This is a genomic window from Streptomyces sp. NPDC006510 (genome assembly GCF_040611955.1).
GTDB lineage: Bacteria > Actinomycetota > Actinomycetes > Streptomycetales > Streptomycetaceae > Streptomyces.
Genome location: NZ_JBEXPH010000215.1, coordinates 1 through 12958, shown reverse-complemented (window position 1 = coordinate 12958; position 12958 = coordinate 1). Strand labels below are relative to the sequence as shown.

Annotated in this window: 10 protein-coding genes; all 10 read left to right on the top strand. The window is 70.5% G+C overall.

Annotated elements, in window-relative coordinates; translation table 11 throughout:
- Window positions 1-1922 (top strand): penicillin-binding protein 2 (locus tag ABZY11_RS37710; protein WP_356483489.1); only part of this gene is annotated, 1922 nt, incomplete at its 5' end.
- A gap of 18 nt (window positions 1923-1940) precedes the next feature.
- The gene (locus tag ABZY11_RS37705) at window positions 1941-3668 is read left to right on the top strand and encodes a UDP-N-acetylmuramoyl-L-alanyl-D-glutamate--2,6-diaminopimelate ligase (protein WP_356483488.1); all 1728 of its coding nucleotides are present in this window, start codon (window positions 1941-1943) and stop codon (window positions 3666-3668) included.
- 4 nt (window positions 3669-3672) lie between these two features.
- Window positions 3673-5079: a UDP-N-acetylmuramoyl-tripeptide--D-alanyl-D-alanine ligase gene (gene murF, locus ABZY11_RS37700; RefSeq protein WP_356483487.1), complete on the top strand. Its 1407-nt coding sequence runs from the start codon at window positions 3673-3675 to the stop codon at window positions 5077-5079.
- Window positions 5076-6146 carry a phospho-N-acetylmuramoyl-pentapeptide-transferase gene (gene mraY, locus ABZY11_RS37695; RefSeq protein ID WP_356483486.1) on the top strand — a complete coding sequence of 357 codons (1071 nt, stop codon included), beginning with the start codon at window positions 5076-5078 and terminating at the stop codon, window positions 6144-6146. The genes murF and mraY overlap by 4 nt, the downstream gene beginning before the upstream one ends.
- A complete protein-coding gene (gene murD, locus ABZY11_RS37690) occupies window positions 6128-7561 on the top strand; it encodes a UDP-N-acetylmuramoyl-L-alanine--D-glutamate ligase (RefSeq protein WP_356483485.1) in 1434 nt (477 codons plus the stop codon). The genes mraY and murD overlap by 19 nt, the downstream gene beginning before the upstream one ends.
- Window positions 7562-7674: 113 nt before the next feature.
- Window positions 7675-9135 (top strand): putative lipid II flippase FtsW, encoded by a 1461-nt coding sequence (ftsW, locus tag ABZY11_RS37685; protein ID WP_356483484.1) that lies wholly within the window; start codon window positions 7675-7677, stop codon window positions 9133-9135.
- A gap of 6 nt (window positions 9136-9141) precedes the next feature.
- Window positions 9142-10236, top strand: coding sequence for an undecaprenyldiphospho-muramoylpentapeptide beta-N-acetylglucosaminyltransferase (gene murG / locus ABZY11_RS37680; protein ID WP_326765088.1), 1095 nt, complete (start codon window positions 9142-9144; stop codon window positions 10234-10236).
- 51 nt (window positions 10237-10287) lie between these two features.
- Entirely contained in the window at window positions 10288-11082 is a 795-nt protein-coding gene (locus tag ABZY11_RS37675; RefSeq protein WP_356483483.1) for an FtsQ-type POTRA domain-containing protein, read from the top strand.
- Window positions 11083-11359: 277 nt separating this feature from the next.
- Window positions 11360-12574, top strand: coding sequence for a cell division protein FtsZ (gene ftsZ / locus ABZY11_RS37670; RefSeq protein WP_356483482.1), 1215 nt, complete (start codon window positions 11360-11362; stop codon window positions 12572-12574).
- The coding region (locus tag ABZY11_RS37665; protein ID WP_356483481.1) for a laccase domain-containing protein at window positions 12571-12958 on the top strand (388 nt) is incomplete at its 3' end. The genes ftsZ and ABZY11_RS37665, both read left to right, overlap by 4 nt.

The window sequence follows — 12958 nt, the reverse complement described above, 5'->3', positions numbered from 1 at the left end:
CGGGCGGTCAGGGGCGCCCCCGGCCCGCCGCCCGCCGTCCTTCCTCCCCGGCGCCACGCCCCCGTCGGCCCCGCAGCCGGGCCGCGAGCCCCCTGCGGCTCGGCAACCCGCGCCCCCGGCTCCGCCTGGTCAGCCTCGCCCTGACGCTCGTCATGCTGGCGTTCGTCGTCCGGCTGCTCCAGGTCCAGGCCGTCGACGCCAGCGCGTATGCGGCCAAGGCCAAGGAGAACCGCTACCTCAGCTACACGATCTCCGCCGAGCGCGGAGAGATCACCGACCGCAGCGGGATCGCCCTGGCCACCAGCGTCGACGCGTACAACATCACCGCCGACCCCTCGATGTTCACGCCGGAGTTCAGCAAGGTCCCCGACGCGCCCCAGCAGGCGGCGGCGCTCCTCGCCCCGATCCTCGGTACCGACGCCACCGAACTGACCCGGAAGCTGTCCAAGAAGGGCCGCTACGTCGTCCTGGCCCGCCGGCAGACCCCGCAGGTCTGGAATCAGATCAAGGACCTCAAGTCAGTCTTCGCCGAGAAGGCGGGCAAGGACCGGGCGAACGGCGGCCCGGGAGCCAATGTGCTGGCCGGGATCTTCCAGGAGGCGACCACCAAACGGGTCTACCCCAACGGGGGGCTCGCCGCCGGGATACTGGGCTACGTCAACGCCGACGGCAAGGGCGCGGGCGGCCTCGAATCGCAGCTGGAAAAGGAACTCGCGGGCGAGGACGGCAAGATCAGGTACGCCCAGGCCGGCGGCCGGCGGGTGCCCACCGCGGGCACCGAGGAGGTCCCGGCCGTACCCGGGTCCGATATCGAGCTGACCATCGACCGCGACATCCAGTGGGCCGCGCAGCAGGCCATCACCGACCAGGTGAAGAAGTCCAAGGCCGACCGCGGCTATGTGGTCGTCCAGAACACCAGGACCGGCGAGGTCCTCGCCATGGCCAACGCACCCGGCTTTGACCCCAACGACCTCTCGCAGGCCGACGCGGCGTCGCTGGGCAACGCGGCCCTCCAGGACGTCTACGAGCCCGGCTCCACCAGCAAGGTCATGTCCATGGCCGCCGTGCTGGAGGAGGGGGCCGCCACCCCGGGCACCCATGTCACCGTCCCCAACCGGCTGCACCGCGGCGACCGGCTCTTCAAGGACGACATCGACCACCCCACCTGGTACCTGACGCTCAACGGCGTACTCGCCAAGTCCAGCAACATCGGCACCATCCTGGCCACCGGCGAACTGGGCAAGACGCAGGCCCAGGCCAACAAGGTCCTCTACTCCTACCTGCGCAAATTCGGGATCGGCTCGCCGACCGGCCTCGACTACCCGGGCGAGACCCCCGGCATCCTCGCCAAGCCCAAGGACTGGTCGACCTCGCAGCAGTACACGATCCCGTTCGGCCAGGGCCTCTCGCTCAACGCCATGCAGGCCGCCTCCATCTACTCGACGATCGCCAACGACGGGGTCCGCGTCGCGCCCACGCTGGTACGCGGCACCAAGGGCGCCGACGGCCGCTTCAAGGCCGCCGCCCCTCCCGAACGGACCAGGGTGGTCAGCGCGAAGACCGCCAAAACGCTCGCCGCCATGCTGGAGTCGGTGGTCGGCGACGAGGAGGGCACCGGAACGAAGGCCAAGATCCCGGGCTACCGGGTGGCCGGCAAGACCGGAACGGCCAACCGGGTCGACCCGGTGCGCGGCGGCTACCACGGCTACACCGCGTCCTTCGCGGGCTTCGCCCCCGCCGACAACCCGCAGATCACCGTCTACTGCGCGATCCAGAACCCGACCAAGGGCAGCTACTTCGGCGGCCAGATCTGCGGACCGATCTACAAGCAGGTCATGGAGTTCGCACTCAAGACCCTTCAGACCCCACCGTCCGGCAGCGGGCCAGCCCGGCTGCCGGTGTCCTTCCAGCCCGGCGAGTGAACTCGGGGAAACCATCCAGTGACAACCATCACGCCCGATCCCGGGAACCGGAACGGGAACCACCAGGACCCCGGCCCCTCACTTCGCGAGAGGCCGGGTGCGCCCGGTACGCTCACCGCCGTGCCCCACGCTGATCAGTTCCAAACCACCCAGAAGGCCGCCCCTGTGAACTACCCGGGAGCGCCCCGCCCGGACCGGATCGGGCCGACCGCGCTCGGCGAACTGGCAGCCCGACTGGGAGTCGAGCCGCCGGGAACCGGAGAGGTCACCGGCATCACCCACGACTCGCGGGCGGTACGCCCCGGAGACGTGTACGCGGCCCTGCCGGGCGCCCGCTTCCACGGCGCCGATTTCGCGGCCCAGGCGGCCGGTCTCGGCGCGGCGGCGATCCTCACCGACCCGGCGGGCGCCGAGCGCGCCGCCGTCACCGGACTCCCGGTGCTGGTCACCGAGGACCCGCGCGCCCGGATGGGCGAGCTCGCCGCCGAGATCTACGGACGGCCCGGCACCGACCTCCTCCAGATCGGCATCACCGGAACGTCCGGCAAGACCACCACCGCCTACCTGATCGAGGGCGGCTTCCGCGGCGCCGGGCGTGCCACCGGGCTCATCGGCACGGTGGAGACGCGGATCGGCGACGAACGCATCAAGTCCGAGCGCACCACCCCCGAAGCCACCGATCTGCAGGCACTGTTCGCCGTCATGCGCGAGCGCGGCGTCGACTCGGTGACCATGGAGGTCTCCAGCCACGCCCTGGTGCTCGGCCGGGTCGACGGCTGCGTCTTCGACGTCGCGGTCTTCAACAACCTCAGCCCGGAACACATGGAGTTCCACACCGGGATGGAGGACTACTTCCAGGCCAAGGCGCAGCTCTTCACCCCGCGGCGCAGCCGCCGGGGCGTCGTCAACTTCGACGACGAATACGGCCGCAGGCTGGTCACCGAGGCGTCCGTCCCGGTCGTCACCTTCTCCGCCGAGGGCCACCCGGACGCCGACTGGCGTGCCGAGGACGTCGAACTCGGGCCGCTCGGCTCCACCTTCACCGTCGTCGGCCCCAAGGCCGAGCGGATCGCCGCCCGTGCCCCGCTGCCCGGCCCGTTCAACGTCGCCAACACCCTGGCCGCGATCGTCACGCTCGCCGTCGCGGGTATCGACCCGCAGACCGGGGCGGACGGCGTCGCGGCCGTTCCGGGTGTCCCCGGCCGGCTGGAGCGGGTCGACGCCGGACAGCGGTACCTCGCGGTCGTCGACTACGCGCACAAGACCGACGCCGTCGAATCCGTGCTGCGCTCCCTGCGGAAGGTCACCGAGGGCAGGCTGCACATCGTCCTCGGCTGCGGTGGCGACCGCGACACGACCAAACGCGGCCCGATGGGCGCCGCCGCCGCCCGTCTCGCCGACACCGCCGTACTGACCTCGGACAACCCCCGTTCCGAGGACCCGCTCGGCATCCTCGCCGCCATGCTCGCGGGCGCCGCCGAGGTGCCCGTCCACGAGCGGGGCGACGTCCTGGTCGACGCCGACCGGGCCGCCGCCATCGCCGCCGCGGTCGCCCGCGCCGAGCCCGGTGACACGGTGCTGATCGCCGGCAAGGGCCACGAGCAGGGCCAGGACATCCACGGCGTGGTACGCCCCTTCGACGACCGCGTGGTCCTGCGCGCGGCCATCGAGCGGTCCCTGGGGCACGAACGCACCGAGAGCGCCGACCACCGCGCCCACACCCACGAGAACAACAGTCAGGGATGACCAAGTGATCGCCCTTTCCCTCGCCGAGATCGCCGAAATCGTCGGCGGGCAGTCGCACGACATACCCGATCCGGCAGCAACCGTCAGCGGGCCCGTCGTCCTCGACTCCCGAGAGGTGCAGCCAGGCAGCCTGTTCGTCGCCTTCACCGGCGAACGGGTCGACGGCCACGACTATGCGCAGCGCGCCGTCGAGGCGGGCGCGGCAGCCGTGCTGGCCGCCCGCCCCGTCGGTGTTCCGGCGATCGTCGTCGACGACGTCGTGGCTGCGCTCGGCGCGCTCGCCCGCGCCGTCGTGGGCCGCCTCGGCACCACCGTCGTCGCCCTCACCGGCTCCGCGGGCAAGACCTCCACCAAGGACCTCATCGCCCAGCTCCTCGAACGCAAGGGGCCCACCGTCTACCCGGCGGGCAACCTCAACAACGAGATCGGCCTCCCGCTCACCGCGCTGCGCGCCACCGAGGACACCCGTCACCTCGTCCTCGAAATGGGTGCACGCTACATCGGCGACATCCGCTACCTCACCGGCCTCGTCCCGCCCCGCATCGGCCTCGTTCTCAACGTCGGCACCGCCCACATCGGCGAGTTCGGCGGCCGGGAGCAGATCGCACAGGCCAAGGGCGAGATGGTCGAGTCGCTGCCCGAGGACGGCCTCGCCGTACTCAACGCCGACGACCCGCTCGTACGCGCCATGTCCTCCCGCACCAAGGCCCGGGTGCTGCTCTTCGGTGAAGCCGCGGAAGCGGACGTACGGGGCGAGAAGGTCCGTCTCACCGACGACGGCCGCCCCGCTTTCCGGCTCCACACACCCACCGGGTGCAGCGACGTGACCATGCGCCTGTACGGTGAGCACCACGTGTCGAACGCGCTCGCCGCGGCCGCCGTCGCCCATGAGTTGGGCCTGTCCGCAGACGAGATCGCCGAAGGGCTCTCCGAGGCGGGCACCCTCTCCCGCTGGCGCATGGAGGTCACCGAGCGTCCGGACGGCGTGACGTTCGTCAATGACGCCTACAACGCGAACCCCGAATCCATGAAAGCCGCGCTGCGCGCGCTGGCCGCCATGGGGAAGGGCCGGCGTACGTGGGCGGTGCTCGGCCAGATGGCCGAGCTCGGCGACGCCTCGCTCGCCGAGCACGACGCGGTCGGGCGGCTCGCCGTCCGGCTCAACGTCAGCAAGCTCGTCGCAGTCGGGGGCAGAGAGGCCTCCTGGCTGCAACTGGGCGCATACAACGAGGGTTCGTGGGGTGAGGAGTCGGTGCACGTGTCCGACGCACAGGCCGCGGTCGACCTGTTGCGCAGTGAACTGCGCCCGGGAGACGTCGTGCTGGTGAAGGCGTCCCGGTCGGTCGGCCTGGAGCAGGTCGCCATGGCACTGCTGGAGAACGCGTCCGAGGGCGAGGTCGCCGACCGATGAGGCAGATCCTCTTCGCGGGGGCCATCGGGCTCTTCCTGACCCTGGTCGGAACTCCGCTGCTGATCAAGCTGCTGGCCCGCAAGGGATACGGGCAGTTCATCCGGGACGACGGCCCGCGTACCCACGGGTCCAAGAAGGGCACGCCCACCATGGGCGGTATTGCCTTCATCCTGGCGACGATCATCGCGTACATCGCGGCGAAGCTGATCACCGGCGAGGAGATGCGATTCTCCGGCGTGCTGGTGCTCTTCCTGATGGCGGGCATGGGCCTCGTCGGCTTCCTCGACGACTACATCAAGATCGTCAAGCAGCGTTCGCTGGGTCTGCGGGCCAAGGCGAAGATGGCGGGCCAGCTGATCGTGGGCATCGCCTTCGCGGTGCTCTCGCTCCAGTTCGCCGACGCCCGCGGCAACACCCCGGCCTCCACCAAGCTGTCGTTCGTCGCGGACTTCGGCTGGGCGATCGGTCCGGTGCTGTTCGTGGTCTGGGCGCTGTTCATGATCCTCGCCATGTCCAACGGCGTGAACCTGACGGACGGCCTGGACGGCCTGGCCACCGGTGCCTCGGTGATGGTCTTCGGCGCGTACACCTTCATCGGGCTGTGGCAGTTCCAGGAGTCCTGCGCCAACGCGGACACCCTGACCAACCCCAACGCCTGTTTCGAGGTACGCGATCCGCTCGACCTCGCGGTCGTCGCCTCCGCGCTGATGGGCGCCTGCTTCGGCTTCCTGTGGTGGAACACCTCGCCCGCCAAGATCTTCATGGGCGACACCGGCTCGCTCGCCCTCGGCGGCGCCCTCGCCGGTCTGGCGATCTGCTCCCGCACCGAGTTCCTGATGGCCGTCCTCGGCGGTCTCTTCGTGATGATCACCATGTCCGTGGTCATCCAGGTCGGTTCCTTCAAGATGACCGGTAAGCGAGTCTTCCGGATGGCGCCGCTCCAGCACCACTTCGAACTCAAGGGGTGGTCCGAAGTCCTTGTCGTGGTCCGCTTCTGGATCATCCAGGGCATGTGCGTGATCGTGGGACTCGGACTCTTCTACGCGGGATGGGCAGCCGAGAAGTGAGCAACCAGGACTGGCAGGGCAAGCACGTCACCGTCGCGGGACTCGGGGTCTCCGGAATCCCGGCGGCCAAGGTGCTGCACGGCCTCGGGGCCGTCGTCACGGTGGTCAACGACGGGGACGACGAGCGTTCCCGTACGCAGGCCGCGGAGCTGGAGGCGCAGGGCATCACCGTGCGCCTCGGCGACGGGGCGACCCTGCCCGAGTCCACCGAGCTCATCGTCACCACCCCGGGCTGGCAGCCCGGCAAGCCGCTCTTCGCCGCAGCCGCCGAGGCGGGCGTCCCCGTCTGGGGCGACGTCGAACTCGCCTGGCGGCTGCGGGGCCCCGATGCGGCCCCCTGGCTCGCGGTCACCGGCACCAACGGCAAGACCACGACCGTGCGGATGCTCGCCTCGATCCTGGAGGCGGCCGGGCTGCGCACCGCCGCCGTCGGCAACATCGGCGTCTCCCTGCTGGACGCCGTCCTCGGCGACGAGGAGTACGACGTACTCGCCGTCGAGCTGTCCAGCTACCAGCTGCACTGGGCGCCCTCGCTGCGCGCCCACTCCGCCGCCGTCCTCAACCTGGCCCCGGACCACCTCGACTGGCACGGCTCCATGGAGGCGTACGTCGCGGACAAGGGCCGGATCTACGAGGGCAACCGCGTCGCCTGCGTCTACAACGCGGCCGACCCGGCGACCGAGGACCTGGTCCGCGGGGCAGACGTCGAGGAGGGCTGCCGGGCCATCGGCTTCACCCTGAACACCCCGGGCCCGTCCCAGCTGGGCGTCGTCGACGGCATCCTCGTCGACCGCGCCTTCGTGGCGAACCGGCAGAAGCAGGCCCAGGAGCTCGCCGAGGTCAAGGACATCGACCCGCCCGCCCCGCACAACATCGCCAACGCTCTCGCGGCGGCGGCCCTGGCCCGCGCCTTCGGTGTCGAGCCCGCGGCCGTACGCGACGGACTGCGGGCCTTCCGCCCCGACCCGCACCGCATCGAGCACGTCGCGGATGTGGCCGGGGTCGCGTACGTCGACGACTCCAAGGCCACCAACACCCATGCCGCCGAGGCGTCCCTGGCGGCCTACGACCCGATCGTCTGGATCGCCGGCGGCCTCGCCAAGGGCGCCGCCTTCGACGAGCTGGTGACCGGGGCCGCCGGGCGGCTGCGGGGCGTCGTACTGATCGGCCGGGACCGGGAACTGATCCGCGAAGCCCTCACGCGACACGCCCCCGAGGTCCCGGTGGTCGACCTCGGCCGGACCGACACTGGGGCGATGTCCGAGGCGGTCCGCGAGGCGGCACGGCTCGCCCGGCCGGGAGACACCGTACTGATGGCTCCGGCCTGCGCCTCGATGGACATGTTCGTCAATTACAACAAGCGGGGCGAGGCGTTCGCGGACGCGGTCCGCGCACTCGCCGCCGAGAGCGCCTGACGGGCCCGGCCGCCGCGCCGTACCGTCCCGGACGACCGGGCGCGGGCGGTCGCGTCGCGGCCGTCGGCCCTCGGCGGCGGTCCCGGGTCCGAGCAGTGGAGGGGACAGCGACAATGCCGGCCGAAGAGAGCTCCGCCGGGCCCCGTGGGGACCGCTCACGGACCGCCGCGGCGATCAGCCGGGCACTCGCCCCACCACTGCTCGCGGGCGCGGGAGCGGGCGCCCCGGCGCCCCTCGGCCCCGCCCTCAGGGTCCGCTCGGCCACCGGCTCCCGGCGCCCCCCGGTGCCGCGCTCCAAAGGGCGCTCCACCGGCAGTCCCCGCGCACCCCGCTCGCCCCGCGGGAGCGTGCGGCGGATGTACGAGCAGGCACGCAGGGCCTGGGACCGCCCGCTGACCGCGTACTACCTGATCCTGGGCGCCGGCCTGCTGATCACCGTGCTCGGCCTGGTGATGGTCTACTCCGCCTCGATGATCAAGGCCCTGGAGCTGGACAAGCCGAGCACCTACTTCTTCCGCAAACAGTTCCTGGCCGCCGTCATCGGCGCCGGACTGATGGCGCTCGCCGCCCGGATGCCCGCCAAACTGCACCGGGCGTTCGCCTACCCGCTGCTCATGGGCACCGTCTTCCTGATGGTGCTGGTCCAGGTGCCGGGGATAGGGATGTCGGTCAACGGCAACCAGAACTGGCTCTACCTCGGCGGCCCCTTCCAGCTCCAGCCCAGCGAATTCGGCAAGCTCGCCCTGGTCCTGTGGGGCGCCGACCTGCTCGCCCGCAAACAGGACAAGCGGCTGCTGACGCAGTGGAAGCACCTGCTCGTCCCGCTCGTCCCGGTAGCCTTCATGCTCCTCGGGCTGATCATGCTCGGCGGCGACATGGGAACTGCGATCATTCTCACCGCGATCCTGTTCGGACTGCTCTGGCTGGCCGGGGCACCCACCCGGCTCTTCGGCGGGGTGCTCGGCTTCGCCGCACTGATCGCCTTCGTCCTGATCAAGACCAGCCCGAACCGGATGTCCAGGCTCGCCTGCATCGGCGCCAGCGAGCCCGGACCCGGGGACTCCTGCTGGCAGGCGGTGCACGGCATCTATGCTCTGGCATCCGGCGGATGGTTCGGTTCCGGGCTCGGTGCGAGTGTGGAAAAATGGGGCCAACTACCTGAACCGCACACCGACTTCATCTTCGCCATCACCGGGGAGGAACTGGGGTTGGCGGGGACGCTGTCGGTACTCGCCCTCTTCGCGGCTCTAGGCTATGCGGGTATCCGCGTGGCCGGACGCACGGAGGACCCCTTCGTGAGGTACGCCGCGGGAGGTGTGACCACCTGGATCACGGTGCAGGCCGTGATCAACATCGGTGCGGTGCTCGGCCTGCTGCCGATCGCCGGAGTCCCGCTCCCGCTGTTCTCCTACGGAGGATCGGCCCTGCTGCCGACCATGTTCGCCGTCGGGCTGCTGATCGCGTTCGCGCGAGAGGATCCCGCAGCGAAGGCGGCCCTGGCCATGCGGAGGCCCGGGGTGAGATGGAAGACGATGAGACGGCGCGTCAAGAAGCGTCCGTCCGGAGAGCGGTGAATTTCGGTGCATGTCGTACTCGCCGGTGGGGGGACCGCCGGCCACATCGAGCCCGCGCTTGCCCTCGCGGACGCCCTGCGCAGGCAGGACCCGACCGTGGGAATCACTGCCCTCGGCACGGAGCGCGGACTCGAGACCAGGCTCGTACCCGAGCGGGGGTACGAACTCGCCCTGATCCCGGCCGTGCCGCTGCCGCGCAAGCCCACCCCGGAACTGATCACCGTCCCGGGACGGCTGCGCGGCACCATCAAGGCCGCCGAGCAGGTCCTGGAACGCACCAAGGCGGACTGCGTCGTCGGCTTCGGCGGCTACGTCGCCCTGCCCGGCTACCTCGCCGCCAAGCGGGCCGGGGTGCCGATCGTCGTCCATGAGGCCAACGCCCGTCCCGGCCTGGCCAACAAGATCGGTTCGCGGTACGCCCACGGCGTCGCCGTCTCCACCCCCGACAGCAAGCTGCGCGGCGCCCGCTACATCGGTATCCCGCTGCGCCGCACCATCGCCACCCTGGACCGGGCCCGGGTCCGCCCCGAGGCACGTGCCGCGTTCGGCCTCGACCCCAACCTGCCGACGCTGCTGGTCTCCGGCGGCTCGCAGGGCGCCCGCCACCTCAACGAGGTGGTCCAGCGGGTCGCCCCGCTCCTGCAGCGCTCCGGCATCCAGATCCTGCACGTGGTCGGACCGAAGAACGAATTGCCGCGCGTCGACAACATGCCCGGGATGCCGCCCTACATCCCGGTACCGTACGTGGACCGGATGGATCTCGCGTACGCCGCGGCCGACATGATGCTCTGCCGCGCCGGCGCGATGACCGTCGCCGAACTCTCCGCCGTCGGGCTCCCCGCCGCCTACGTCCCGTTGCCGATCGGCAACGGCGAACAGCGGCTCAACGCCCAGCCGGTGGTCAACGCCGGCGGCGGTCTGCTGGTGGACGACGCGGCGCTCACTCCCGAGTGGGTGCAGGGCAACGTCCTCCCGGTGCTCGCGGATCCGCACCGGTTGTACGAAATGTCCCGCGCCGCCGCCGAGTTCGGCCGCCGGGACGCCGACGACCTGCTCGTCGGCATGGTGTACGAGGCGATTGCCGCACGCCGAGGCGCGTGAGGCGGACGGGTCCGGGGGCGGTGCCCCCGGACCCGGCGTAAGGAGCGAGCCGTGGCCGGACCGACGACCGCCCAGCGCGGAACAGGGCAGCAGGAGGACTCCCCGGCCCGCCCGCCGCGCCCGCGCCCCGAGGGGCGCAGACTGCCCAGCCGCAGGGCGCTGATCGTGATCGGCGTGCTCGTGCTGCTGCTCGCCTCCGGTGCCGTCTGGGCGCTCTACGGCTCCTCCTGGCTCCGGGCCGAAAAGGTCAGGATCACCGGTGTCGACGTACTGACACCGGCCGAGGTGGAGGCCGCCGCGGCGGTACCGATCGGCGCCCCGCTGATCTCCGTCGACACCGATGCCATCGCCGATCGGTTGCGCCAGAAGTTGCCTCGTATCGATTCCGTGGATGTCGTACGGTCATGGCCACATGGAATCGGACTTAAGGTGACCGAACGACAGCCGGTCTTGTTGGTAAAAAAGGGCGCAAAGTTCATTGAAGTGGACGCGAAAGGCGTGCGTTTCGCAACGGTGGACAAATCGCCCGGACGCGTACCTCTGCTGGAACTGAAACCTGATCAGTCCGCGAGTCTGCGCCGTTTCGGCAGTGACCGGCTGGTGCGGGAAGCGGTCCGGGTCGCGGGCGGACTTCCGGGCGGCGTCGCCAAGGACACCGAGGTCGTACGGGTCACCTCGTACGATTCGATCTCCCTGGAACTCACCCGGGGGCGCACGGTGATCTGGGGCAGTGGCGAAGGGGGTCCGGTGAAGGCAAGAGTTCTCACCGCTCTCATGAAAGCCGCTCCCAAAGCGGGACACTTCGACGTGAGTGCACCCACCGCCCCTGCCGCGTCGGGCAGTTGACGCGTATTTGGCCTGGCCAGCACCCTGGTTGGTCAGCGCTACGGGTGATCACATAGGGTGAAAAGAAAAACGGGAGGTTCGGCGTGTTCGTTGAACGTGCGCCACTTGTCGACTTAGTGTCCTGTTCGGAAGAGTCCATGAAGCAGACACACTGGTAACCCTAAACTTCAACGTTAGGGTTTGGGTCGGCGTTCCGGACCGTCCCAATCGGCATCCGTCGTCGCGGCGGGACTACCGCGAAGCGACGACACGTAACTCGAGGCGAGAGGCCTTCGACGTGGCAGCACCGCAGAACTACCTCGCAGTCATCAAGGTCATCGGTGTCGGCGGCGGTGGTGTCAATGCCATCAACCGAATGATCGAGGTCGGTCTCAAGGGCGTCGAGTTCATCGCGATCAACACTGATGCGCAAGCCCTGTTGATGAGCGACGCCGACGTCAAGCTCGACGTCGGCCGCGAACTCACCCGCGGCCTTGGCGCCGGCGCCAACCCGGCAGTCGGTCGCAAGGCGGCAGAGGACCACCGTGAGGAGATCGAGGAGGTCCTCAAGGGGGCCGACATGGTCTTCGTCACCGCCGGAGAAGGCGGCGGCACCGGCACCGGCGGCGCACCCGTCGTCGCCAACATCGCGCGCTCGCTCGGCGCCCTGACGATCGGCGTGGTCACCCGCCCGTTCACCTTCGAGGGCCGGCGACGCGCGAACCAGGCGGAGGACGGCATCGCCGAACTCCGCGAAGAGGTCGACACCCTCATCGTCATTCCCAACGACCGGCTGCTGTCCATCTCGGACCGCCAGGTCAGCGTGCTCGACGCGTTCAAGTCGGCCGACCAGGTACTGCTCTCGGGTGTTCAGGGCATCACCGACCTCATCACCACCCCGGGTCTGATCAACCTCGACTTCGCCGACGTCAAGTCGGTCATGTCCGAGGCCGGATCGGCACTCATGGGCATCGGATCGGCCCGTGGCGACGACCGCGCGGTGGCCGCCGCGGAGATGGCGATCTCCTCGCCGCTCCTGGAGGCGTCCATCGACGGCGCCCGCGGTGTCCTGCTCTCCATCTCCGGCGGCAGCGACCTCGGTCTCTTCGAGATCAACGAGGCCGCCCAGCTGGTGAGCGAGGCGGCGCACCCCGAGGCGAACATCATCTTCGGTGCGGTCATCGACGACGCGCTGGGCGACGAGGTACGTGTCACCGTGATCGCAGCGGGCTTCGACGGCGGACAGCCGCCGGCCCGTCGCGAGAACGTCCTGAGCGCGAACTCCGCCAAGCGCGACGAGCCCGCCGCGCCGGTCCGGACCCCCGAGCCCGTGCGTCAGACCGGTGGACTGGGCTCCGTGCCCACCCGCGACGAGCCGCCGGTCCAGGCGGAGCCCGTTCCGGTGGCGAGCGAGAGCCACCTGCCGCCGGTCGCTCCGCCGCACGTCCCGCCGGCCCGTCCCTACCAGGACTCCCAGGCCGAAGAGCTGGATGTCCCGGACTTCTTGAAGTGATAGCTCAGCACCACGCACTGTCCTCGACGGGCGGCGCCCACTTCGCCTTCACCGACCGGTGGGGCGGAGTGAGCGCCGCTCCGTACGAGGAGCTCAACCTCGGCGGCGCGGTCGGAGACGACCCCGCCGCCGTTCTGGCCAATCGCGAGCGCGCCGCACGGGCCCTCGGTCTGGACCCGGCGCGGGTCGTCTGGATGAACCAGGTGCACGGGCGGGACGTCGCGGTCGTCGAAGGGCCGTGGGGAGACGCTTCGGAGATCCCCGCGGTGGACGCGGTGGTGACCGCGCGGCGCGGGCTCCCGCTCGCCGTGCTCACCGCCGACTGCACCCCCGTACTGCTCGCCGACCCGGTCGCCGGGATCGCGGCGGCGGCGCACGCGGGCC